This window comes from Luteipulveratus halotolerans (assembly GCF_001247745.1).
GTDB lineage: Bacteria > Actinomycetota > Actinomycetes > Actinomycetales > Dermatophilaceae > Luteipulveratus > Luteipulveratus halotolerans.
Genome location: NZ_LAIR01000002.1, coordinates 2,977,379 through 3,000,769 on the forward strand (window position 1 = coordinate 2,977,379; position 23,391 = coordinate 3,000,769).

Consider the following 23,391-nt stretch of genomic DNA (forward strand, 5'->3'; position numbering starts at 1 on the left):
CGTCACCCGCTCGGCCAGCCCCTCGACGTACGGTCTGGTCTGTCACTCTCACAGGGAGAGTGCTAAGGCCATGATTAGCACTCGACCCCTCCGAGTGCAAATGCTCACGAGGAGTCCGTACGCCGGTCGCCCGACTTCGACTCCACGGTGCCGTCGTGCAACTGTTGCTTGAGCTCGTCCTGCTGGCGGCGGCGCCGCACCTCGTGCGCCGCCACGCCGAGGGCGATCAGGATCGGGACGACGAACTTCGCGGCAGCGGCCAGTGCCTGCACCCAGCCCGGCAGCTGCCAGTCGGGCAGCTCCCAGTCGGGCCACGGGATGTCCGGCAGATCGGGTGTCGGCACTGACGGCAGGTCCGGCCCGTCGACGTCGGGCAGCAGTCCGCCCAGCCAGCGCAGGACGACATTGATGAGCAGCCCGATCCCGAGCAGCGGCAGCAGGACGCCGGCCGCGGCGCCGACGACGTGCCGGGCGGCGTACAGCCGTGGTCGCTCGCGAGCCCTGGCCTCGAGCAACGCCGCCCGCGAACCGGGCTCGGGGTCGAGGTCGACCTCGAGGTCGTCGAGCACGAGGGTCGCCCGCCTCACCGCCCCCAGAACGGTGAGCCGGACCTTGAGCACTCCCTCGGCCGGGTCCGACGGCTTCAGCGTGACCCGCTGGTCGCTCGTCGTACGCCGCGCGACCTCGGCGCCGTCGACCGTGTGCACCAGGATCTGCTGGAAGCCCTTCTCGGTCCTGCTCAGCACGTGCTCGCGGCCGCGGACGGTGATCAGGTATCGCTGTGTCTTCGCCATGACGACCACCACGGTGCCTGCCCGCGAGGTCTCAGCACATCAGCCTTCGGGCCACAGCGACCCCGACTTTGGTGGCGGGTCTCAGGCCACGAGATGAGCGGGACGCGCCTCGCGCAGCAGCCGGTCGAGCGCGTGCGCCTGGTCGGTGCCGGCGAACCACGTCGCGGCGCTCGCACCGAGCACGTCCTCGACGGTCTGGCACAGGGCGTACAGCTCGACGAGCAGGCGGTGCTCTCTCGGGCCCGTGGCGTGACCCGTGGCACGGGCGCAGCGGACCGCCTCGGGTGCGAGGTCGGCGTACTGGGCGATGACGTCGACGGCGACCGCGAACTCGCAGCCGAGCCCGTCGATCAGCTCACTGACCGAGCGGTGCCGGTTGCGCTCGATGCGACGCAGGTAGGCGGCCCGGCACGGGTTGGTCTCGTGGACTCCGTCGCTGCTGGCTCCGTCGATGCTCATGGGCCTGCGACGCCTCCTGGGCGGTCCGGCGTTCCGGTGACGCATCGGTGCGTCACCTGGATATGAGCGACGCCCGCCCCGGGGTGATACCGAGACGGGCGTCGCACGTTCATGGGGATCCTCAGATCTCGATCCCGAGCCGGCGCGCGGAGCGCTGCTTCTGGCGGGAGGCCCGCAGCCGGCGCAGCCGCTTGACGAGCATCGGGTCGTGCTCGAGGGCGACCGGGTTGTCCAGCAGCGTGTTGAGCACCTGGTAGTAGCGGGTGGAGCTCATGTCGAACCGCTCGCGGATCATCTGCTCCTTGGCGCCGGGGTATTTCCACCACTGCCGCTCGAACGCCAGGATCTGCTCGTCGCGCTCGGTCAGCTGTGCGCCCGCCGGCTGCTGCGCCTGCTCCGCGGCACTCATGTGATTGCGGTCCTCCATCGACGTCTGCTCGACGTCGTCGAGATCACTGTCCGATCCCGATAGTAGAGGGCGAATCACACCGGTGTCATTCCACGATGAGGTGTCTGGGTCGCCTGTGACTGCTGTGGCCACTGAGGTCTGCATGTCACTCACCCGGCGACGATACGGCAGCCGCCAGCGCCGGTGTGGGCGCTTCGGCAGGACCGGCCGGTACGCCCGCGCCCACCTCCTCGTCGTACGCCTCGACGTCGCGCAGCATCCGGTGCGTCACCACGGCTGCCGCGGCGAACGCGACCACGGCGATGGCCGCGCCGATCGCCAGGCCGGTGCTGAACGCGTCGCGCGCACTCCCCATGAGGTCGGCGGCCACCTGTGCCGGCAGACCCTGCGCGGTCTCGACCGCTCCGCCGATCGAGTCGCGGGCCGCTGCCTGCTGCGCGCTCGTCAGGCCGTCGGGCAGGACGAGGCCCGAGCGGTAGACCGCACTGCTGAGGCTGCCGAGCAGTGCCACGCCGAAGGCGATGCCCAGCTCGGCAGACGTCTCCGACACCGAGGACGCCGAGCCCGCCTTCTCCGGAGGGGCCGACCCCACGACGAGGTCGATGATCAGCGCGGTCGGCAGGGCGATGCCGACGGAGGCGATCGCGAAGCCGATGACGACGCGCAGCGGGCCCGCGTCGTACGAGCCGGTGATCGCGGTGAGGCCGACGACGGCGTACCCGACGGCGGTGAGGGCCAGGCCGGCCGTCATGACGTACGCCGGCCGGACACGTCGCGCGATCCGCGGCGCCGCCAGCGAGGCGGCCACCATGCACAGCTGCACCGGCACCATCCAGGCGCCCGAGCCGAGCGGGCTCAGACCGAGGACGAGCTGGAGGTAGAGCGTGGTCAGGAAGAACATGCCCGCCATCAGCAGACCGGCGACCACGTTGATGCCGAGCGACACCGAGAACCGGCGGATCGCGAACAGCCGCACGTCGATGAGCGGGTGCGTGAGCCGGGTCTGCCGACGGATGAACACGACACCAACCGCGACACCTGCGAGCGCGGGGACGACCGTGCCGGCGGTGACACCGTGGCGAGCCATCTCCTTCAGCCCGTAGACGACCGGGAGGATCGCGGCGAGGCTCAGGAGCACGCTCGGCAGGTCGAGGCGACCGGGGTCAGGGTCGCGGTACTCGGGCAGCAGAGCCGGCGCGGCGGCGTACAGCAGGACCATCATCGGGATCGACAGCAGGAACACCGAGCCCCACCAGAAGTGCTGCAGCATCACACCGGCCGTCAGCGGTCCGACGACCATGCCGCCCATGAAGCAGCTCATCCAGATCGCGATGGCCGTACCGCGCTGAGCGGGCTGACGGAACATGTTGCTGATCAGCGCCAGCGTCGACGGCATCAGCGTCGCGCCCGTGATGCCCATCAGCGCCCGGGCGACGATGAGCATCTCGGCGGACGTGCTGTACGCCGCCAGCACCGACGCGGCCGCGAACCCGGCCGAGCCGATCAGCAGCAGGCGCCGGCGTCCGATGCGGTCACCGAGCGTGCCCATCGTGACGAGGAAGCCCGCGACCATGAAGCCGTAGGAGTCCATGATCCACAGCTGCTGCGTGCTGGTCGGGTGGAGCTGTTCGGTCAGGCTCGGGAGCGCGAGGTAGAGCACGCTCATGTCGATCGACAGCAGCAGCGTCGGGAACGCGAGGACGGCCAGGCCGATCCATTCACGCCGCGTCGCGGCTGGGGCGTCGGTGGTGGTCATCGCTGCTCCTTCGTGGTGTGGGTTGCTCTCACCACCTCCACGAACGGGTGCGGCCCGTTGCGACACCCTCCACGAAAGATGTCTGCCCGGCAGTGCATGGAGTGCCGGACAGACAGGATTCGCGGGACCATCGGCGTACGTGACCGAGCTCGTGGCGCCGAGGCTGTCGCATCCGGCGTACCCCGTTCGTGGAGATCGTGGAGGCCGGCGACGGGCCGTGCCCCGGACGAGGAGCAGACATGACCGAGTACCTCATCTACTTCAACCAGCAGTGGGTCGGCGACCACAGCGGCGAGTGGTTCCGGAGCCGGGCGCCGCTGGCCATGGCCGTGACCCGTGAGGCCCGTGATGCCGGGGTCTACGTGTTCGCCGGCGGTCTCGTCGAGGAGGTCGAGGAGGCCGTCTCCGTCGACGCCACCAGCGGTGAGGTGGTCTTCACCGACGGACCGTTCGCCGAGACCAAGGAGTTCCTCGGCGGGTTCATGGTCGTCGAGGTCCCCGACCTGGAGGCCGCCAAGGAGTGGGGCGGCAAGATCGCCGTCGCGTGCGGGTGGCCGCAGGAGATCCGCGAGTTCAAGCCGCAGCCCAACGTCTGAGCGCCGCGGACCCGAGCTCGATGTGAGGAAGCGTGAGTTCGACCTCACGCTTCCTCACATCGAACGGACCGGCCGGCGCCGGCCGGATCAGGCCATCGAGTCGAGCAGGGCGGTGATGTCGTCCTCGGTGGTGCGCGGGTTGACGATCGCGAACCGCGCCAGAGTCTCGCCCAGGTGCGAGGTCGGGACGACGAAGCCCTCCTCGCGGGCCAGGATGCCGTCGGACCAGGCGTGGTAGTCCTTCGCCTCCCAGCCGAGCCGGCGGAACACCAGCACCGACAGGTCGGCCTCGCGCACGACCTCGACGTGGTCACGCCGCTCGATCTCGGCCTGCGCGAACCGCGTGACCTCCAGCGTCCGCTCGATGGCCGCGGTGTAGGCGTCGGTGCCGTTGGCCACCAGCGAGAACCAGAACGGCAGGCCACGGGCGCGACGGGTCAGGCCGACCGAGTAGTCGGTCGGGTTCCAGTCCGGGGTGTCGGTGAGCACGTCGAGGTACGACGCGTGCTGGGTGTGCGCGACCCGCGCCAGCGCCGGCTCGCGGTAGAGCAGCGCACAGCAGTCGAACGGCGCGAACAACCACTTGTGCGGGTCGACGATGAAGGAGTCGCAGCGCTCGACGCCGGCGTACTTGTCACGCACCGACGGAGCGGCGAGGCCGGCACCGCCGTACGCGCCGTCGACGTGGAACCAGATGCCGTACTCCTCGCACACGTCGGCGATGGAGTCGAGGTCGTCGATGACGCCGAAGTTGGTGCTGCCGGCGGTCGCGACGACCGCGAAGAACGTCTCAGGACCGTTGTCCTCCAACACCTTTCGCAGGTTGTCGCCCGTCATCTGCATGCGGTCGTTCATCGGCACGGGCACCTGCTCGGCGTCCATCACCCGGCACGCGGTGGCGATCGAGGAGTGCGAGCCGACCGTCGCGGCGATGCGGTACGGGCGCGCCCCGCCGGTGGCGCGCTCACGCGCGGTCGCCCGGGCCGTGACGAGCGAGGACAGGTTGCCGATGGTGCCGCCCTGCACGAACGACCCGCCCGCCGCCTCGGGCAGGCCGACGAGGTCGGCGATCCAGCGCAGGGCCTGGTTCTCGGCGTACACCGCACCCGCGCCCTCGAGCCAGGACCCGGCGTAGATCGACGACGCCCCGACGACGAGGTCGAACATCGCCGCCTCGCGCGTGGGCGCGCACGGGATGAACGACAGGTAGCGCGGATGGTCGGTCGACAGGCACGCGAGCGCGAGGTGGTCCTCGAACAGCTTCAGCGCGTCCTGGCCGCCCTTGCCCTGGGCGGTGATGGCGCCGCCGGCGACGGCATCGAGCTCGGCGACCGTCCGCGTACCGTCGAGCGGGACGGGGTCGAGGGCGAGTCGTTCGGCGGCATAGCGAAGGATCTCCTCGCCGAGCGCCCTGGTCTCATCGGTGAACCCATGCACGTGCGGAGTCTAGGCCGGTCGTAGCCTGCATCCCATGCCCGCACGGCCCCTCACCGAGCTCGTCCACCCGACCTGGGCGACCGCCCTCGCTCCCGCCGAGGAGCACCTGACCCGACTGGGCGAGTTCTTGCGCGCCGAGATCGCCGAGGGCCGCCCCTACCTCCCGGCCGGCGAGCACGTGCTGCGCGCGTTCAGCCGGCCGCTCGACGACGTGCGTGTGCTGATCGTCGGGCAGGACCCCTACCCGACGCCCGGTCATGCGGTCGGGCTCGCCTTCTCCGTGGACCGCCGAGTTACTCCACTGCCTCCCAGCCTGACGAACATCTACGCCGAGATGGAGTCCGACCTCGGCATCCCGCCCGCACCACACGGGGATCTCTCTGCGTGGGCTGATCGAGGTGTTCTCCTGCTCAATCGTGTGCTGACCGTCAGGCCGCGCGAGTCGGGAAGTCACCACGGTCAGGGCTGGGAGCACGTCACCGCTACCGCGATATCGGCGCTCGTCGCGCGCGGCGGACCGTTGGTCGCGATCCTGTGGGGTGCCCCCGCTCGCAAGCTCGCCTCGCACCTCGGCAGCGTCCCGTACGTTGAGAGTCCCCACCCATCGCCTCTGTCTGCGTACAGAGGGTTCTTCGGGTCTCGCCCGTTCAGCCGCACCAACGAGCTCTTGCAGCAGCAGGGCGCTGACCCGATCGACTGGAGCCTCGCATGACCCGGGTGTGGGAGCGCTACGTCGCGATCGGCGACTCGTTCACCGAGGGCATGAGCGACCCGTCGCCGACCACCCCTGACGTCTACGTCGGCTGGGCCGACCGGCTCGCCGCACAGCTCGGTGCACGAAACGCGTTGCAGGACAAGCCTTTCGGGTACGCCAACCTCGCCATCCGCGGACGTCTCGTCGCCGATGTGGTCGGCCCGCAGACCGACGCCGCGCTCGACCTGCAGCCCGACCTCGTCAGCATCGTCGGGGGCGCCAACGACTGCCTGCGACCCAAGGTCGACCTCGACGACGTCGCCGCCCAGCTGGAGGCGGCCGTCGTACGCCTGCGGGCCGCCGGTGCTGACGTCCTGCTCTCGACGACCGCCGACCCCGGCTGGGCACCCGTCCTCAAGCACGTGCGCCCGCGCCTGTCGGTGCACACCAACAACCTGTGGGCGATCGCGCAGCGGCACGGCTGCTACGTCATCGACATGTGGACCCTGAGGTCGCTGCGTGACACGCGGATGTGGGCGCAGGACCGCATCCACCTGTCGACGCTCGGGCACGAGCGGGTCGCGGCCCAGGCGGCCTGGACCCTCGGCCTGCCCGCCGGCGATCTCGACTGGAAGACCCCGCTGCCCGCCGCCGCACCGCTGTCACGTCGTGAGGCGGCCGGCTCGCACGCGGCCTGGGTGCGCACGCATCTGAGCCCGTGGGTGCAGCGCCGCCTGCAAGGACGCAGCTCGGGCGACGGCCGCGCACCCAAGCGCCCGACCGTGTCACCCGTCGACTCGATCTGACGCCGGCCTCACGCTCGTACTGCGACTGATGCTCCCGACGCAGCTCGAGCACGGTCAGCAACATCAGACGCCGTTCGATCCGGGCAGCGAGGGCGCGCGTCTAGGGTCGCTGACATGACTGCTACCGCGCTGCGCACCGGGACCGCCGTCCTCACCGCCACCGCCCTGGCGGGCGGACTCGCCGGATGCGGCGGCGACGACCAGCCCGCCCGCTCGAAGGTCGTCACGGTGCTGGCCGCGGCCTCGCTGACCGAGGCGTTCGGCGACCTCAAGAAGCAGGTCGAGCAGGCGCACCCCGACGTCGAGGTGCGCGTCAGCTTTGCCGCGAGCTCGACGATCGTGCAGCAGGTCAACAACCATGCCGACGCCGACATCGTCGCCCTGGCCGACGAGAAGGCCGGCACGACGCTCAAGGCCGACGTCCTCAAGGGGGCGAGGCCTCATCTGTTCGCGACCAACCAGATGATCATCGCCACACCCGCCGACAACCCGGGCAAGGTCACCGGCCTCGCCACGCTCACGTCGGGCGACGTCGACACCGTGCTGTGCGCACCGCAGGTGCCCTGCGGGCGAGCCGCCAAGAAGGTCCTCGACAAGAGCCACGTCACCCCACACGTCGTGTCGTACGAGCAGGACGTCAAGGCCACCCTCGCCAAGGTGCGGCTGGGTGAGGCCGACGCCGCGATCGTCTACGTCACCGACGTCGCCTCTGCCGGCAAGGCCGTGCGCGGCGTACCCATCAAGACCGACCAGAACGTCACCACCCGCCTGCCCGTCTACTCACTCAACAACGACGAGGCGTCGAAGGCGTTCCTCGACGCACTCAACTCACCTGCCGGCCGAAAGGTGTTGAGCGACAGGGGTTTTGGCACGCCGTGAGCCCGCGCACCAACCGCCACGACAGCCCGGCCCGCAGCGTCCTCGCGCTGCCGGCCGCTCTCGCGCTGCTCGTCCTGGTCGTGCCGCTGATCGCCCTGCTCGCGCGCGTCGAGTGGGGCAGCCTCGGGACGGCCCTGACAGCAGCCGGCACCGGTGACGCACTCCGCCTGTCCCTGCGCACGACCCTCACGACCGTCGTCCTGTGCGTGGTGCTCGGGACGCCGCTCGCCTGGGTGCTCGCGCGGTCGTCCGGTCGGTGGCCGCCGTGGGTACGCGCCCTGGTGACCGTGCCGCTGGTGCTGCCACCGGTCGTCGGCGGCGTCGCCCTGCTGATGGCTTGGGGCCGAGAAGGCTTGGTGGGCGGGCCGATTCACGACTGGTTCGGCTGGTCGATCCCCTACTCGTGGGTGCGGGTCGTGCTCGCCGAGACCTTCGTGTCGATCCCGTTCTACGTGCTCGCCGTCGAGGGCGCGCTGCGTTCGCTCGACCGCCGGTACGACGACATCGCAGCCACGCTGGGCGCCTCGCCCTGGCGCACCTTCCGTGCCGTCGCGGTGCCGATGGTGCTGCCCGGCGTGGCCGCCGGCGCGACGCTCGCGTGGGCGCGCGCGCTCGGCGAGTTCGGCGCGACGATCACGTTCGCCGGCTCGTTCCCGGGCCGCACCCAGACCGCTCCCCTGGCCGTCTACCAGGCGCTCGAGGTCGACCCCGACGCCGCGACCGCGCTGAGCATGCTGATGCTCGTCGTGTGCGTCGTCGTGCTCGCACTGCTGCGAGGGCGGTGGTGGCGATGACAATGCATCTCGACGGCGTCGTACGCCGGGGCGACTTCGCGCTCGACGCGACGCTCGACGTCGAGCCCGGTGAGGTCGTGGCCGTGCTCGGCCCCAACGGCAGCGGCAAGACCACACTCGTCAACGCCCTCGCAGGGCTCGACGCTCTCGACGGGGGCGCCCTGCACGGGCCTGACGGCGCCGCATGGGACGCCGGCCGCGCATGGGTCGGACCACGCCACCGGTCGGTCGGGCTCGTGCTCGCCGAACCGCTGCTCTTCCCCCACCTGACCGCCCGCGACAACGTGGCGTTCGGGCCGCGGTCGCGAGGCGCAGGGAGAGCCGACGCGCGCCGTACGGCCGACGCCGAGCTCGCGGCCGTCGGCCTCACCGAGCACGCGTCGTCGCGCCCGCGCGCGCTCTCCACCGGGCAGGCCCAGCGGGTCGCGCTCGCCCGCGCGCTCGCCACCTCGCCCGCACTGCTGCTGCTCGACGAACCGCTCTCGGCCCTCGACCCCGAGACCCGCGGCGCCACCCGCGTCTCGCTCGGTCACCGGCTGCGCGGCTACGACGGATGCACCGTGCTCGTCACGCACGACCCGCTCGACGCGCTCACACTGGCCGACCGGCTGGTCTTCCTCGACGCCGGCCGGGTGGTGCAGTCCGGTACTCCGGCCGAGGTCGTCTCCCGCCCGCGCAGCCCCTACGTCGCCCGGGTCGTCGGGCTCAACCTGTGGCGGGCCCGGCGTGACGGCGATGTCGTACGCCTGCCGTCGGGTGAGGCGGTGACGATCGCAGACCTGCCCGACGCCGCCGACCTCTGGGTCACCGCTCGCCCGTCCGCTGTCGCGCTGTGGCCGACCGAGCCGCACGGGTCGCCGCGCAACTCCTGGCAGCTCACGGTGTCGTCGGTCGAGCTCGCCGGGCAGTCGGCACGCGTCACGCTCACCGGTGCCGTCGAGCTGGTGGCCGAGGTGACCGCCGCGTCGGTGGCCGAGCTCGGTCTCGCCCCGGGCACGGTCGTCTGGGCGACGCTCAAGGCGATCGAGCTGTCGGCGTACGAGGCCTGAGACGTTCGTCGCCGCGGTCACCGGCTCTCGATACGGCTCGCGCTGGGGCGCTCGCCTACTCGACCAGCGGGGCGCTCGCCTGCAGGAGGGATCGTGCGCGAGAGTGGACACATGAGCTCGTTCGCCCCCAGCAACCCCGAGCAGGTCTACACCTACGGCGCGCCACAGCTGAAGTTCGGCCCGGGCGCCAGTGACGAGATCGGCTACGACCTCAGCCTCACCGGCGCGAAGCGCGCGCTGGTCGTCACCGACGCCGGCGTGGCCGCGACCGGTGGACCGCAGCGTGTCGCCGACCAGATGGCCCAGTTCGGGGTGGAGGCAACGGTTTTCGACGGCAGCCACGTCGAGCCGACCGATGAGAGCCTCGCCGCCGCGGTGGCGTGGGCGCGCGAGCACGGGCCGTTCGACGCGTTCGTCGCCGTCGGCGGTGGGTCGAGCCTCGACACCGCCAAGGCGATCAACCTGATGACCACCAACGACGGCGAGCTGATGGACTACATCAACGTACCCGTCGGCGGTGGCCGGGCGCCGTCGCGACCGCTGCACCCGCTCATCGCCGTGCCGACGACGACCGGCACCGGTTCGGAGAGCACCACGATCTGTGTGCTCGACGTGCTGTCGCAGAAGGTCAAGACCGGCATCTCGCACGCCCGCCTGCGCCCGACCGCCGCTGTCATCGACCCCGAGCTGACCCTCACCCAGCCCGCCGGCGTGACGGCCGCCGCCGGGATGGACATCCTGTGCCACGCGCTCGAGAGCTACACGGCCCGCCCCTACACGTCGTACGAGCGCAAGCAGCCTCACGAGCGGGTGCCGTACTGCGGGTCCAACCCGATCGCCGACATGTGGTCGGAGAAGGCGCTGGAGCTGCTCGCCGGTGCGTTCAGGCGGGCTGTGCACGACGGCGACGACCGTGCGGCGAGGCACGACATGGCGATGGCGGCGACGTTCGCGGGCATGGGTTTCGGCAACGCCGGCGTGCACGTGCCCCACGCCAATGCCTATCCGATTGCGGGGCAGGTCAAGGGTTTTCACCCCGACGGCTATCCGCAGGACGAGCCGATGGTGCCGCACGGCATGGCCGTCTCACTGACCGCACCGGCGGCGTTCAGGTTCACCTACGACGCGTCGCCGGCTCGGCACCTGAAGGTCGCCCGCATCCTCGACCGCGAGGCCGCGACGACCGACGACCCGGCCGACCAGCTGCCGTCGGTGCTGACCGCACTGATGAAGGACATCGGCATCCCCGGCGGCATCGGTGCCGTGGGCTACGACGAGGCCGACATCCCCGCGCTCGTCGAGGGCACGATGAAGCAGCAACGCCTGCTGGCCACCGCCCCACGCGAGGTCACCGAGCCCGACGTCTCCGAGATCTTCCGCAGCTCGCTCTCCCTCTGGTAGCCCCCGGCAGACGTTGGCGAGCCGCACACGCCTACCTGTGCTCGCCCCACCTTTTGCCGGGCCCTCGTACGAAACTCGTCTGTCCGGCACTCCATGCACTGCCGGACAGACGGTTTTCGCTCAGCGGGTGACGGCGTCGGCGAACCAGCTGGGGCCGATGACCGGCACGTCGACGGCGTCGTGGATCGAGGCGAGGTCGTCGAGCCGCCACCCTTGGCGTCGCCGCCACCCGTGGACTGCGGACCGCTGCTGCAGGCGCTCACGGTGGCGGTGATCGCTGCTGCTGCGCTCAGCGTGCCGGTGAGCTTGAGGAAACGCGCCGGGTGGTCCCGGTCGAGCCGGAGAGGTGGTGCAAAGGCTTGTCGTGGGACACATCTGCCTCCAGTGCCGTGGGGTGAATGTGATGGACCATACATCAGACATCAGACGTCTGACATTGATATGGTCAATTCGCCGCAGATCACCACCGACGACGGTGGACGGGCAGGGATGATGATGCGGCGCGACGGCACAGGAGGGGTTCATGGCAGCAGTCACGACACGTCCACGCTCGGCCCAGTCGGAGGTCACCGAGCGCATCAAGGCGTACATCCTGGACCACCACCTGCACGCCGGCGACGCCATGCCCACCGAGGCCGAGCTCATGGAGGCCATCGGCGCCAGCCGCTCCAGCGTCCGCGAGGCCATCAAGACCCTCAGCGCGCTCGACATCGTCGAGGTCCGTCACGGCCACGGCACGTTCGTCGGGCGTCTGTCGATGAGCGCGATGGTCGAGAGCCTGGCGTTCCGCTCGCTGCTCAGCAGCAGCAGCGACTACACCGTGCTCGCCGACCTCGTGTCGGTCCGCCAGATGCTCGAGCAGGGCCTCGCCACGCACATCATCGAGAGCTTCACCCCCGAGCAGGAGCGCGGGCTGAGCGCGCTCGCCCACTCCATGCGCGATCTCGCCGAGCAGGGCAAGCCCTACATCGAGCAGGACCGCGAGTTCCACCTGCTGCTGCTCGAACCGCTCGGCAACGAGCTCGTCGTCCAGCTCACCGGGGCGTTCTGGGAGGTCCAGTCACGCGTCGCGCCGTCGCTCGCCGTCACCGAGGAGAGCTGGCTGCGCACGGCCAACGCCCACATCGAGATCGTCTCCGCGACGGCCGCCCGCGACCTCGACCGCCTGCACGCAGCCATCGAGGAGCACTACGCCCCCGTCAAGGAGCACATCAGGTTGCTCGCGCAGTAGTCCCCTGAAACCGTTGCCAGGAGCCACGATTGCCGCACTACGACCTGCCGCTCCACGAGCTGGAGCAGTACGCCCCGCCTCGTCGCGAGCCCGACGACTTCGCCGAGTTCTGGTCCTCGACCCTCGCTGAGGCGCGCACCCACGACCTGGACGTACGCAGCGAGCGGGCGGCCGCGTACCTCCCGCACGTCGTCGTGCACGACGTGACGTTCGCGGGCTTCGGCGGCGACCCGATCCGGGCGTGGCACCTGCGCCCGAGCGGCGTCGAGGGCGTGCTGCCGACGGTCGTGCAGTTCCTCGGCTACGGCGACGGACGCGGCACCCCGGTCGACTGGTTGATGTGGCCGGCCGCGGGTTTCGCGGTGCTCGTCGTCGACACCCGCGGTCAGGGCGCACGCGCCCGAAGGGCAGGTGCCACAGGCGATCCCGCCGGTAGCGCGTCGCCGCACGTCGAGGGCTTCCTGACCAAGGGCGTGCTCGACCCGCACGACTACTACTACCGCCGCGTGCTCACCGACGGCGTCCGCGCACTCGAGGCCGTCCGTACGCTGCCGGGCACCGATCCGTCCCACGTCGCGGCCGTCGGCATGAGTCAGGGCGGCGCGATCGCGCTCGGCGTCTCGGGCCTCGCGCCCTCGCTCGTCGACGCCACGGTGACCCACGTGCCGTTCCTGTGCGACGTGCGCCGCGAGGTCACCATCACCGGCTCCAAGCCCTACAGCGAGCTGGTTGCCTTCCTGCGTACTCACCGCGCATCCGCGGAGCAGGCGTTGTCGACGATCGACTACGTCGACGGCACGACCCTCGCCGCCCACGCCACGGCACCGGCGCGGTTCTCGGTCGCGCTGATGGACGAGATCTGCCCACCCTCCGGCGTGTTCGCCGCCTACCATCACTACGCCGGACCCAAGACGCTCGACGTCTATCCCTACAACGACCACGAGGGCGGCGCGGCCGACGCCGAGATCGCGTCCGTCCAGTGGCTTCAGGAGCTCTGGTCATGACCACGCCCGGACACCTCATGGCAGCTGAGATCGCCGAGCAGCCAACGGTTCTCGCGCACATCCTGTCGTCGTACGACGCACACCTGTCTCCCGTGCTCGCACGTCTGCGCGCCCACGACACGCGGTCGGTGCTGCTGGTCGCGCGCGGGACGTCCGACCATGCCGCGATCTACGCGAAGTACCTCATCGAGACCCGGCTCGGCCTACCTGTCGGCCTGGTGTCGACGTCGACCTACACCGCGTACGACGCGCAGGCCCACCTCGACGGAGTCGTGTGGATCGCGGTCAGCCAGTCGGGTGGCTCGCCCGACCTGGTCGAGTCGACCGAGAAGGCCCGCGCCGCAGGGGCGCTCACGATCGCGCTGACCAACGCCGACGGCTCACCGCTCGAGGCAGCCGCCGAGCTGCGCCTGCCGATGCTGGCGGGCGTCGAGCGCTCGGTCGCGGCGACCAAGACCTACACCGCGAGCCTGCAGTGGTTGTGGCTGCTGGTCGAGGGCTGGGCGGGTGGTTCGCTCGACGCCGCGGCCGGCGTACCCGACTGGGTTGCCGGTGCGCTCGACCGGCCCGAGGTGAGCGAGGTGGCGTCGCGGTACCGGTTCGTGGAGCGGCTCGTGACGACGTCGCGCGGGTTCGCGTACCCGACGGCCCGTGAGTCAGCGCTGAAGCTGATGGAGACCTGTTACCTGTCGGCCCACGCGTTCTCGGGGGCCGACCTGCTGCACGGGCCGCTCGCGATGATCGACGAGGACCGGCCGGTCGTCGTCATCTGCCCCGACGGTGCGGGTGGTCGGGCGCTGCAGCCGGTGCTCGAACAGCTCGACGCGCGCGGCGCCGACGTCTGCCTCGTTGCTCCGCCCGAGGTCACCGCGACGTCGGCTGCGCGAATCCCGTTGCCGTCCGGCATGATCGAGCAGCTCGCGCCGATCGCGCAGGTCGTGCCGCTGCAGCAGCTCGCCCTGCAGCTGGCTCTGTCACGGCACTACGACCCGGACCGCCCGCGCGGCCTGCAGAAGGTCACCAAGACCACCTGATCACGAATCTCGTCTGTCCGGCACTCCATGCACTGCCGGACAGACAGCCTTCGCCGCACCCTCGTACGAAACTCGTCTAGGGCGTGTCTGACAAATAGTTCGGTGTTGGGCTGAGATTCTGCGGACGTGTCTCGTTTCCAGTTGCTCTCGGATGCCCAGTGGTCGTTGATCGAGGAGATGTTGCCGCGTCCTACGGGCCGCAGGGGTCGGCCGTTCTCCGACGCGCGCACGATGCTCGAGGGCATCATCTACCGGTACCGGTGCGGGATCGCGTGGCGCGACCTTCCGGAGTCGTTCGGTCCGTGGCAGACGGTGTGGACCTGGCACCGCCGGATGGCCACGGACGGCACCTGGGACAAGGTCCTGGCCAAGCTCACCGCCGCCGCGGACGCTGCGGGGATCGTGGACTGGTCGCTGTCGGTGGACTCCACCATCGCCAGGGCGCACCAGCACGCGACGAACACCACCCGTACCACAGGGGGCTGGGTCGAACTACACGAATCTGCTGCAAGAGCCGCCTGACCACGCCATCGGCCGCTCCCGGGGCGGGCTGTCGACGAAGATCCACCAGCTCGTCGACGGCAACGGGCTGCCGCTGGTCACGCTGATCACTGCGGGACAGGCCGGCGACTCACCCGTGTTCCTGCCACTGTGAACCGCCCCGGGATGTCCGGAGACTTCATTACTGGAGGATGAAGTCATGGCACGTCCCTCGAAGTACCCGCGTGAGCTGCGGGAGCGTGCGGTCCGGATGGTGACGGAGTCAGTCGCCGCCGGCGAGTACACCAGCGAGTTCGAAGCGATCCGCACGATCGCGGCTCGACTGGGCATCGGGTCTCCCGAGACCCTGCGTAAGTGGGTTCGCCAGGCCCAGGTCGATGGCGGGACCCGACCGGGTCGCACGACCCAGGAGCTGGAGGAGATCCGGGCGTTGAAGAAGGAGAACGCCGAGCTGCGCCGGGCGAACGAGATCTTGAAGTCAGCGTCGGCTTTCTTCGCGGCGGAGCTCGACCGCCCACCCAGGTACTGACCGAGTTCATCGACACTCATCGTGAGGAGTTCGGGGTCGAGCCGATCTGTCGAGTGCTGTGCGAGCACGGCGTCAAGATCGCCCCGTCGACGTACTACGAGGCCCGCGATCGGGCGCCCTCAGCGCGGACGCTGCGCGATGCGCAGGTCGGCGAGCTGATCCGGTCCGCGCGTCAGCAGCGGTTCGTGACCCGGTTCGGTGCGCGCAAGATGTGGTTGCACCTGCGCAGGCAGGGCCATGACGTGGCCCGGTGCACCGTGGAGCGAGTGATGGCCGCGAACGGCTGGCAGGGCGCACTGCGGGGCAAGCAGGTGCGGACCACCATCGCTGACCCGCGCGATGCCCGAGCGGCGGATCTGGTCCAGCGAGACTTCACCGCCTCGGCCCCGAACCGGCTGTGGGTCGCTGACTTCACCTATGTCGCGACCTGGTCCGGGACCGTCTACGTCGCGTTCGTCATCGACGTCTACTCCCGGATGATCGTCGGCTGGCGCGCGGCCACCAGCATGAGCACCCAGCTGGTGCTGGACACCCTCGAGCACGCGATCTGGTCACGCCGCCAGCACGGCGTGGACGACCTGACCGGGCTGGTGCACCACACCGACGCCGGCAGCCAGTACACCTCTTTCGCCTTCACTACCAGGCTGATTGACGCCGGCGTGGACGCATCAGTGGGTTCGGTGGGCGACGCCTACGACAACGCGATGGCTGAGTCCCAGATCGGCGCGTACAAGACCGAGCTGATCCGTCCCGACGGGCCGTGGCGCGATGTCGAGCACGTCGAGCTCGACACCCTGCAGTGGGTCCACTGGTTCAACCACGACCGACCCCACGAGTCCATCGACGACCTGACACCCATCGAGGTCGAATCAGCCCACTACGCTGCACGAAACCGTCTCATCCCGTCCGGGTAGAGACACAACACGAAGTGTCCGGAAACCCCGGGGCGGTTCACTGCTGGGACACCTTCGCGTCAGCCGCGACGTGGGGCGCCCACGCACCACACCAGACGCGGTCCGCGGCGACAAGGCGTACTCCTCACGCGCGATCCGCGCTCACCTACGTGCCCGCGGGATCAAGGCCGTCATCCCCGAACCCGACGACCAGAAGGGCCACCGCAAGCGCCGCGGATCACGCGGTGGCAGACCCGTCGGGCTCGATGCCGCCGACTACAAGAACCGCAACGTCATGGGACCTGACCCCTGATCTTGGACACGCTGATTCCAGCACGGTGCTGGGGAAGCGAGAATCCAAGGGATGGCAAGGAAGAAGTACACGGACGAGTTCCGTCGGCGTGCGGTCGACTTGTACGAATCGACGCCGGGAGCGTCGTTGAAGGGCATCGCAGCGGACCTGGGGATCAGCCGGGGCGCGCTGGCGGAGTGGGTCGATCGGTTCGGTACCGGGGCCACGACGGGCGCGGTCCCGCGGCCGGCCCAGGCGGCCGGGCGGGCGGAATCGCAGTCGGCGCGGATCGCTCGCTTGGAGGCCGAGAACGCGACGTTGAAAGCGGAGCAGGTCAAGCTCGAGACGGAGCGGGACATCCTCCGTCAGGCGGCGAAGTATTTCGCCGGGGAGACGAACTGGTGAACCGCTTCCAGTTCGTCCAGGACCACCAGGGCGCCTACGGCGTGAAGCGGTTGTGCGAAGTCATCGACGTGTCGCGTTCCTCGTTCTACGCCTGGGTCGCGGCGGGGCCCAGGCGTGCCGCGCGGGCGGCGGCGGATGCCGAACTGGCCGACCGAATCCGGGTGCTGCAGGACCCTGAGCAGGGCGGCGACCGGGCGTACGGGGCGCCGCGGATCACCGCGGAACTCAACGAGTCGACGCCCGGTGCGAAGCCGGTGAACCGCAAGCGCGTCGCCCGAGTGATGCGCGAGCACGACCTGGCCGGCATCCGGCTGCGACGCCGGGTCAAGACAACGGTCCCAGATCAGTCAGGGCGCAAGTTCCCCGATCTGTTGCAACGCGACTTCACGGCGTCGGCGCCGAACCTGCGGTACGTCGGCGACATCACATATCTGCCGATCGCGGACGGCACGAACCTGTACCTGGCGACAGTGATCGACCTGTGCTCGCGGAAGCTGGCCGGATGGGCGGTGGCCGACCACATGCGCACCGCGCTCGTCGAGGACGCACTCAAGGCCGCCCGCGCCGAACGCGGTTCGCTGCGTGGCGCGGTGTTCCACTCGGACCACGGCTCGACCTACACGTCGAAGGACTACGTCCGCCTCTGCACCGACTTCGGCGTCACGCAGTCGATGGGCGCGATCGGCTCGTCAGCGGACAACGCGTTGGCGGAATCGTTCAACGCGTCCCTGAAACGCGAGCTCCTGGCCGGCGCGCCGGCGTTCGCCGACCAGGCGTCGGCGTACCGGACCGCGTTCCGGTGGGCGAACCGGTACAACACCCGCCGACGCCACTCAGCGATCGGCAACATCGCCCCGAACACCTACGAAGCCGCGTACTCGACTACCCTCGCGGAAGCGGCATAACCGAAACGACACCGTGTCCACGATCACGGGTCAAGGCCCCATCGAGCGCCGCTTCTGCCACGTCAAGCAATGGCGCGCACTGGCCACCCGCTATGACAAACACGCCATCATCTACCGCGCCGCCGTCCTCATCCACGCCGCCATCGCCTGGACCCAGCAATTATCAGACACGCCCTAGTTGTTGCGGCGCATGAGGTTGGTGACACGGCCGGGTAGCTAAGGGCGGGCAGGTCCCTGCGGCGACAGGATGAAGGTGTCAAGCCGTTCATCACGTCGAGTCAGCCGAAGGAACCTGCCCTATGCCCCACAGTAAAGCCGCCCTGTCGTTCGAAGGACGTCGTCGCCTGGTGCGCCGGTGCCAGCACCGCCCGATCGCGCACGTCGCAGCGGAGGCCGCGGTCTCGCGGCAGTGCTTGTCGAAGTGGTACGCCCGGTGGCGTGAGCACGGCGACGAAGGGTTGCACGACCGGACCAGCCGGCCCCGCCGTTCCCCGACCGCCACACCGCCGCAGGTGGTGGAACAGGTCATCGCGTTGCGCAAACGCAAGTGGTCCGCGCGGCGGATCCATCTGGAGCTGAGCGCCCAGGGCGTCAGGATCGCGGTGTGCACGATCAGCCGGATCCTGGTCCGGCACGGACTGAACCGGCTGCGGCACCTGGACGTTGACGGGGAACCGTTGCGGGCGCCGGGAAAGATCACTGCCCGGTACCCCGGGCACATGACCCACCTGGACGTGAAGAAGGTCGGGCGCATCCCCGACGGCGGCGGGTGGCGGGTGCACGGTCGCGGGTCGGCCCAGGCCAAGGCCGCCGACCGGGCCAAGACCCGTGGCGCCCGCACCGGGTACACCTACCTGCACTCCGCCCTCGACGGGTTCTCCCGGCTGGCCTACACCGAAGCCCACGACGACGAGAAGGCCGTCACCGCGATCGGGTTCTTGTTCCGTGCCCGGGTGTTCTTCGCCGCGCACGGCATCACCCGCTTCACCCGGATCGTGACTGACAACGGGTCCTGCTACCGCGCCAGTGCGTTCACCCGGGCCGTGCACTCCTTCGCGGCCAAGCATCAGCGGATCAAGGCGTTCACGCCCAAGCACAACGGCAAGGTCGAGCGCTACCAGCAGACCTACACCCACGAGGTCCTCTACGCCGCCGCGTACGAGTCCGAGCAGCAGCGTCGCGACCAGCTCCAGGTGTGGCAGGTCCACTACAACTACCATCGCCCCCACACCGCCGCGGGCGATCAGCCGCCGGCCTCACGACTGCCAGCCGGCGTCACCAACCTCATGCTCAGTTACACCTAGTCGGCGATCTCGGCCAAGAGGTCTCCACCCTCCCCGACGGCTACCGTGAAGCACTCGAAGACGTGCTGCGCGACTGGGAACGTCGCGTCGCGGCGTGCCTGCGACTGGCCGCAGACGCAGACGAGATCCCGCCCGGCTCCGACTGCGCCGAACTGGCGTCGTTCTTCTGGGTGGGTTGGGAAGGCGCGATCCTTCGCGCCCGCCTGACCCGCGACGTCCGACCGATGGAAGTGTTCTTCGCCGGTTACCTCGCATCCGCCCGCATCCATCCCGGGAGACCATGATGTTCAGCGCAATCTCCATCGACAAGACCGACGCCGGATACCAGGCCGCGCTGCGCGAACTCGACGAGAGCGAGCTACCTAACGGTGACGTCACGGTGCGCGTGTCGTACAGCGGCCTGAACTACAAGGATGCCCTCGCGATCATGGGAAAGGCGCCGGTCGTGCGCCGCTTCCCGATGGTGCCCGGGATCGACCTCGCCGGTGTCGTGGAACACAGCGACAGCCCCTCTTATGCGCCTGGTGACCGGGTGCTGGTGAATGGGTGGGGCATCGGCGAGACGCACTGGGGCGGCCTCACCCAGCGGGCTCGTGTGAGCGCGGACTGGCTCGTGCCGGTTCCTGATGCGATCTCGGAGCGGCAGGCGATGTCGATCGGCACAGCCGGATACACGGCCATGCTCTCCCTCATGGCCCTCGAATCGCACGGCCTCAGCCCTGATGCGGGTGATGTCCTCGTCACGGGCGCGAACGGCGGAGTCGGCGGGTTCGCGATCGCGCTGCTGGCACGCGGCGGCTACTCGGTCGTTGCGTCGACCGGCCGTCCCGCTGAAGCCGACTACCAGCGCCGCCTCGGCGCCACGACGATCATCGACCGGACAGAGCTGTCGGAGCCCGGCCGGCCGCTCGGCAAGGAACGCTGGGCGGCTGCGATCGACTCCGTCGGCAGCCATACCCTTGCGAATGCCTGTGCCGGGACGAAGGCGGCGGCGCCGTCGCCGCATGCGGGAACGCACAGGGCATGGATCTGCCCGCCACCGTCGCACCGTTCATCCTGCGCGGGGTGAGCCTGCTCGGCATCAACAGCGTCACCCAGCCCCACGACAAGCGCGTCGCAGCATGGAACCGCCTGGCTGACGAGCTCGACCTGGACTTGCTGCCCGCTATGAGCCGCGAGGTCGGCCTGAGCGAGGCCCTCTCCGTTGCCGATGACCTTCTGGACAGCCGCATCCGCGGCCGGATCGTCGTCGACGTGAACCGCTGACCATCCCCCAAGACCACACAAACGAAAGAGGAAGACCATGACGAAGATCACCGTGCTCGGAGCCGGCGGACGCAGCGCAAAACACGCCATCGCCGCGCTCCTCGAGGAGCCTGCCAACGAGCTGACCCTCTACCTGCGTCGCCCCCAGAGCCTGCCGGATGTTCCCAGCGGCCGCGTCCAGGTCGTCGAGGGTGACGTGCTCGACAAAGATCTCCTCACACGCACTGTCACGGGACAGGACATCGTCTACGCGAACCTCGGCGGAAGCGACATCGAAGCTCAAGCCCGCGCCGTCGTCGCAGCGCTGACCGCCGCGGGAACGCGACGTTTGATCTGGATCTCTACCCTCGGCATCTACGACGAGGTGCCCGGCGAGTACGGCAAGTGGAATCACCAGATGCTCGACGGCGGATACCTGCAGACGTACAGCGCCGCCGCGAAAGTGATCGAGGAGTCCGCTCTCGATTACACGATCATCCGTCCCGCCTGGCTGTCCGACGATGATGAGGTCGACTACGAGCTGACCCAGAAGGGCGAGCCCTTCCAGGGCACCGAGGTGTCCCGCAAGAGTGTCGGCGCGCTCGTCGCCGAGCTCGTCAAGAACCCGGCCGACAGCATCGGTGCCTCGCTTGGCGTGAACAAGCCTGGCACCGACGGCGACAAGCCCTCGTGGTACTGAATGGAGCATGCCATGACAGCTCTAGACGCGCTCACCGAGGACGGCTTGTCCCTCGGGATCGAGCTGCCCATGGACAATGACCTCGCCCGACGAGACGTCTCGGGTCAGGGTCTACTCCCTGATCTGACGCGGCATCAGGAGCGTGCGCAGCTCGCCGACAGGCTCGGGTTCCGGGCCCTTTGGCTGCGGGACGTGCCGATGCGGCGACCGCGCGACTTCGGCGACGCAGGTCAGATCTTCGACCCCGTCCCCTACCTTGGCTACCTCGCCGCATCGACGCAGCAGATACTGCTCGGCACGGCGGGGATAGTGCTCCCGCTGCGGCACCCCGTGACACTGGCAAAGGAGGCCGCGGGACTGTCCGGTTATCGGTGTAACCGGCGTACTTGGTTACAGGTTCTCGGCCGCGGGCAGGGACTGCTGCACGAACAGGTGACAGGTGGTAGTCATGCCGCCTGATCGGCTGGCGTGGTCATGATCGTCTCGTACTCGATGGGGGTCAACTGGCCGAGGCGGTCTTGGCGTCGACGTCGGTGGTAGGTGCGTTCGGTCCAGGTGATGATCGCGATCCGCAGGTCTTCGCGGGTGTCCCAGGTGCGGCGGTCCAGGACGTTCTTCTGCAGCAGCGCGAAGAAGGACTCCATCGCGGCGTTGTCACCGGCAGCGCCGACCCGGCCCATCGACCCGGTCAGCGTGCTGGTTCAAGGCGTGCACGAACTTGCGTGAGCGGAACTGGCTACCGCGGTCGGAGTGCACGATGCACCCGGTGACGTCCTGCCCCTGCGCGCGTCGCCGCGCGACGGCCGAGTCCAGGGCTGCGACCGCGAGGGCTGACCTCATCCGGTCGCTGATGGAGTAGCCCACGATCCGCCCGGAGCAGGCGTCCTTGATCGCGCACAGGTACAGCTTCCCCTCACCAGTGCGGTGCTCGGTGATGTCGGTCAGCCACACCTGGTTCGGCGCGGCGGCGGTGAAGGAGTGCCGGATCACACCGTGCTCGTCCTCAACAGCGAGCAGGTCATCGTGCACCGGTGGCCCGGGCTTCTTGCCGTGGCTGCCGCGCTTCTTGCCGAAGACCGACCACCAGGCGTTCGCCGAACAGATCCGCCACGCCGTGCGCGGCGTCATCACCTCACCCGCGCCGGCGGCCTCCACAAGCAAGTACCGGTACCCGAACTCCGGATCATCACGGTGGGCATCGAACAACGCGTTGGCCCGGTAGGCCGCCTGCAGCTCACGACCGGTGACCGGACTGGCCAGCCAGGCGTAATACTTCTGACGGTGGAGCTTCAGGACCCGGCACGTGACCGTCACGGGAATCCCGTCAGCGGCCAGCTCACTCACGAGCGGGTAGAGCCTTTTCCCGGCAGATGCGCCTGAGACAGGTAAGCCGCCGCCCGGCGCAGCACCTCGTTCTCCTGCTCCAGCAGCCGTATCCGCCGGTTGGCCTCCCGCAGGTCAGCAGACTCAGCCGTGGTCGTGCCCGGCTTGTCGCCATCATCGATCGCGGCCTGGCGCAACCACTTGTTCAACGTCATCGGGTGGACACCGAAGTCCTTGGCGACCTGCTCCAGCGTCACACCCGGCTCACGACCGCGGGCGACGCGCACGACATCATCACGAAACTCTCGGGGGTAGGGCTTAGGCACAGCAACATCCTTCCAGGCCACCCTCACGGGCAAGCCAGATCAGATGTCACCTGTTCGTGCAGCAGTCCCGAACGATTGATATGAGCAGCACAGACACCATCGCCACGACTGCGAGCGACCCGACAGCGGTTGTCGCGACCGCGCAGTTCCTCACCCCCGTCGTACTCGGCCTTCAGGCGCTGACCATCAACGCCAAGCAGGCGCACTGGCACGTGCGTGGCGCGAACTTCGTCGGCGTTCACGAGTTGCTGGACACCATCGCAGGCAACGCCGGCGAGTTCGCCGACGCGGCGGCGGAACGCATCGTCGCCCTCGGTCTCCCGCTCGACGCCCGCGTCAGCGCGGTCGCCGAGAAGAGCTCCGTGACAAGCGTTCCGGCCGACTTCGCGAACTCAGACGACCTTGTGCACGCGGTGATCGCAGACATCGACAGGCTCCTCGCGGACGTCCGCGCAGCGGTTGACGGCCTCGACGGGATCGACCTGACCAGTCAGGACGTCGCGATCGAGATCCAGCGAGGTCTCGACAAGGACCGCTGGTTCCTCGTGTCTCACATCGCAGCCTGACCGATCTGCCAAAGCGGCGCCTCTCACCGGTCCGGTGAGAGGCGCCGCGCGCACTACGT

At 69.4% G+C, this 23,391-nt stretch carries 24 protein-coding genes, 4 pseudogenes and 1 other annotated feature; of the genes and pseudogenes, 22 read left to right on the forward strand and 6 right to left on the reverse strand.

Annotated elements, in window-relative coordinates:
* Positions 1–104: 104 nt before the first annotated feature.
* From VV01_RS14955 to VV01_RS14970, 4 genes are all read right to left on the reverse strand, one after another.
* Positions 105–794 carry a hypothetical protein gene (locus VV01_RS14955; RefSeq protein WP_157508864.1) on the reverse strand — a complete coding sequence of 230 codons (690 nt, stop codon included), beginning with the start codon at positions 792–794 and terminating at the stop codon, positions 105–107.
* Positions 795–875: 81 nt separating this feature from the next.
* The gene (locus tag VV01_RS14960) at positions 876–1,253 is read right to left on the reverse strand and encodes a hypothetical protein (RefSeq protein WP_050670578.1); all 378 of its coding nucleotides are present in this window, start codon (positions 1,251–1,253) and stop codon (positions 876–878) included.
* Positions 1,254–1,374: 121 nt separating this feature from the next.
* Positions 1,375–1,662: a DUF3263 domain-containing protein gene (locus VV01_RS14965; protein WP_157508865.1), complete on the reverse strand. Its 288-nt coding sequence runs from the start codon at positions 1,660–1,662 to the stop codon at positions 1,375–1,377.
* 145 nt (positions 1,663–1,807) lie between these two features.
* The gene (locus VV01_RS14970) at positions 1,808–3,418 is read right to left on the reverse strand and encodes an MFS transporter (RefSeq protein WP_050670580.1); all 1,611 of its coding nucleotides are present in this window, start codon (positions 3,416–3,418) and stop codon (positions 1,808–1,810) included.
* A 239-nt stretch (positions 3,419–3,657) separates the two neighbouring features.
* On the opposite strand from VV01_RS14970, the gene VV01_RS14975 reads away from it, so the two are divergent.
* A complete protein-coding gene (locus tag VV01_RS14975; RefSeq protein WP_050670581.1) occupies positions 3,658–4,014 on the forward strand; it encodes a YciI family protein in 357 nt (118 codons plus the stop codon).
* An 87-nt stretch (positions 4,015–4,101) separates the two neighbouring features.
* Here VV01_RS14975 and VV01_RS14980 read toward each other — a convergent pair whose 3' ends face one another.
* Positions 4,102–5,451 carry a pyridoxal phosphate-dependent decarboxylase family protein gene (locus tag VV01_RS14980; RefSeq protein ID WP_050670582.1) on the reverse strand — a complete coding sequence of 450 codons (1,350 nt, stop codon included), beginning with the start codon at positions 5,449–5,451 and terminating at the stop codon, positions 4,102–4,104.
* A 34-nt stretch (positions 5,452–5,485) separates the two neighbouring features.
* On the opposite strand from VV01_RS14980, the gene VV01_RS14985 reads away from it, so the two are divergent.
* The 20 genes and pseudogenes from VV01_RS14985 (at position 5,486) to VV01_RS15085 (ending at position 21,576) form a co-directional block, all read left to right on the forward strand.
* Complete coding sequence (locus tag VV01_RS14985; protein ID WP_050670583.1) at positions 5,486–6,163, forward strand: uracil-DNA glycosylase; 678 nt, start codon at positions 5,486–5,488, stop codon at positions 6,161–6,163.
* The gene (locus VV01_RS14990; RefSeq protein WP_050670584.1) at positions 6,160–6,951 is read left to right on the forward strand and encodes an SGNH/GDSL hydrolase family protein; all 792 of its coding nucleotides are present in this window, start codon (positions 6,160–6,162) and stop codon (positions 6,949–6,951) included. The genes VV01_RS14985 and VV01_RS14990 overlap by 4 nt, the downstream gene beginning before the upstream one ends.
* A gap of 114 nt (positions 6,952–7,065) precedes the next feature.
* Positions 7,066–7,830, forward strand: coding sequence for a molybdate ABC transporter substrate-binding protein (gene modA / locus VV01_RS14995; RefSeq protein ID WP_050670585.1), 765 nt, complete (start codon positions 7,066–7,068; stop codon positions 7,828–7,830).
* Entirely contained in the window at positions 7,827–8,624 is a 798-nt protein-coding gene (gene modB, locus VV01_RS15000; RefSeq protein ID WP_050670586.1) for a molybdate ABC transporter permease subunit, read from the forward strand. The genes modA and modB overlap by 4 nt, the downstream gene beginning before the upstream one ends.
* Positions 8,621–9,673, forward strand: a complete 1,053-nt coding sequence (locus VV01_RS15005; RefSeq protein ID WP_050671966.1) for an ABC transporter ATP-binding protein — start codon at positions 8,621–8,623, stop codon at positions 9,671–9,673. Before modB ends, VV01_RS15005 begins: the two co-directional genes overlap by 4 nt.
* 111 nt (positions 9,674–9,784) lie before the next feature.
* Positions 9,785–11,074 carry a hydroxyacid-oxoacid transhydrogenase gene (locus tag VV01_RS15010; protein WP_050670587.1) on the forward strand — a complete coding sequence of 430 codons (1,290 nt, stop codon included), beginning with the start codon at positions 9,785–9,787 and terminating at the stop codon, positions 11,072–11,074.
* Positions 11,075–11,597: 523 nt separating this feature from the next.
* Complete coding sequence (locus VV01_RS15015) at positions 11,598–12,305, forward strand: FadR/GntR family transcriptional regulator (RefSeq protein WP_050670588.1); 708 nt, start codon at positions 11,598–11,600, stop codon at positions 12,303–12,305.
* 29 nt (positions 12,306–12,334) lie between these two features.
* Positions 12,335–13,309, forward strand: a complete 975-nt coding sequence (locus tag VV01_RS15020; protein ID WP_050670589.1) for an acetylxylan esterase — start codon at positions 12,335–12,337, stop codon at positions 13,307–13,309.
* A complete protein-coding gene (locus VV01_RS15025; RefSeq protein WP_050670590.1) occupies positions 13,306–14,343 on the forward strand; it encodes an SIS domain-containing protein in 1,038 nt (345 codons plus the stop codon). The genes VV01_RS15020 and VV01_RS15025 overlap by 4 nt, the downstream gene beginning before the upstream one ends.
* A gap of 126 nt (positions 14,344–14,469) precedes the next feature.
* A pseudogene (locus VV01_RS15030) lies at positions 14,470–14,995 on the forward strand (IS5 family transposase); the annotation flags it as partial.
* 48 nt (positions 14,996–15,043) lie between these two features.
* A protein-coding gene (locus VV01_RS15040) for an IS3 family transposase (RefSeq protein ID WP_157508676.1) occupies positions 15,044–16,287 on the forward strand; the annotation gives its coding sequence in 2 pieces (ribosomal slippage) (positions 15,044–15,332 and positions 15,332–16,287; 1,245 coding nt in all).
* Positions 15,331–15,459: a sequence feature (AL1L pseudoknot), on the forward strand. It overlaps the preceding gene by 129 nt.
* 40 nt (positions 16,288–16,327) lie before the next feature.
* Positions 16,328–16,564 (forward strand): annotated as a pseudogene (locus VV01_RS15045) (IS5/IS1182 family transposase); the annotation flags it as partial.
* 66 nt (positions 16,565–16,630) lie between these two features.
* Positions 16,631–17,868, forward strand: a protein-coding gene (locus tag VV01_RS15055) for an IS3 family transposase (RefSeq protein ID WP_157508866.1) whose coding sequence is annotated in 2 segments (ribosomal slippage) — positions 16,631–16,943 and positions 16,943–17,868 — 1,239 coding nt in all. Because the reading frame shifts where the segments join, the coding sequence is not laid out codon by codon here.
* Positions 17,869–17,896: 28 nt separating this feature from the next.
* Positions 17,897–18,046, forward strand: a pseudogene (locus tag VV01_RS15060) (IS5/IS1182 family transposase); the annotation flags it as partial.
* 121 nt (positions 18,047–18,167) lie between these two features.
* On the forward strand, positions 18,168–19,172 hold the full coding sequence (locus VV01_RS15065; protein ID WP_050670135.1) for an IS481 family transposase: 1,005 nt from the start codon (positions 18,168–18,170) through the stop codon (positions 19,170–19,172).
* On the forward strand, positions 19,064–19,456 hold the full coding sequence (locus VV01_RS22405; protein WP_082221006.1) for a TetR family transcriptional regulator C-terminal domain-containing protein: 393 nt from the start codon (positions 19,064–19,066) through the stop codon (positions 19,454–19,456). The genes VV01_RS15065 and VV01_RS22405 overlap by 109 nt, the downstream gene beginning before the upstream one ends.
* Positions 19,453–20,241, forward strand: coding sequence for an acrylyl-CoA reductase family protein (locus VV01_RS15075; RefSeq protein WP_269431132.1), 789 nt, complete (start codon positions 19,453–19,455; stop codon positions 20,239–20,241). The genes VV01_RS22405 and VV01_RS15075 overlap by 4 nt, the downstream gene beginning before the upstream one ends.
* The gene (locus VV01_RS24660) at positions 20,196–20,438 is read left to right on the forward strand and encodes an MDR/zinc-dependent alcohol dehydrogenase-like family protein (protein ID WP_269431133.1); all 243 of its coding nucleotides are present in this window, start codon (positions 20,196–20,198) and stop codon (positions 20,436–20,438) included. Before VV01_RS15075 ends, VV01_RS24660 begins: the two co-directional genes overlap by 46 nt.
* 37 nt (positions 20,439–20,475) lie before the next feature.
* On the forward strand, positions 20,476–21,117 hold the full coding sequence (locus VV01_RS15080) for an SDR family oxidoreductase (RefSeq protein WP_050670594.1): 642 nt from the start codon (positions 20,476–20,478) through the stop codon (positions 21,115–21,117).
* A 12-nt stretch (positions 21,118–21,129) separates the two neighbouring features.
* Positions 21,130–21,576 (forward strand): LLM class flavin-dependent oxidoreductase, encoded by a 447-nt coding sequence (locus VV01_RS15085; protein ID WP_082221246.1) that lies wholly within the window; start codon positions 21,130–21,132, stop codon positions 21,574–21,576.
* Here the strand turns inward: VV01_RS15085 and VV01_RS23420 are convergent.
* Positions 21,564–22,766: pseudogene (locus VV01_RS23420) on the reverse strand (IS3 family transposase). The gene VV01_RS15085 and the pseudogene VV01_RS23420 sit on opposite strands and share 13 nt — an antisense overlap.
* An 80-nt stretch (positions 22,767–22,846) precedes the next feature.
* On the opposite strand from VV01_RS23420, the gene VV01_RS15100 reads away from it, so the two are divergent.
* Positions 22,847–23,332, forward strand: coding sequence for a Dps family protein (locus VV01_RS15100; RefSeq protein ID WP_050670596.1), 486 nt, complete (start codon positions 22,847–22,849; stop codon positions 23,330–23,332).
* The last annotated feature ends 59 nt before the right edge of the window (positions 23,333–23,391 follow it).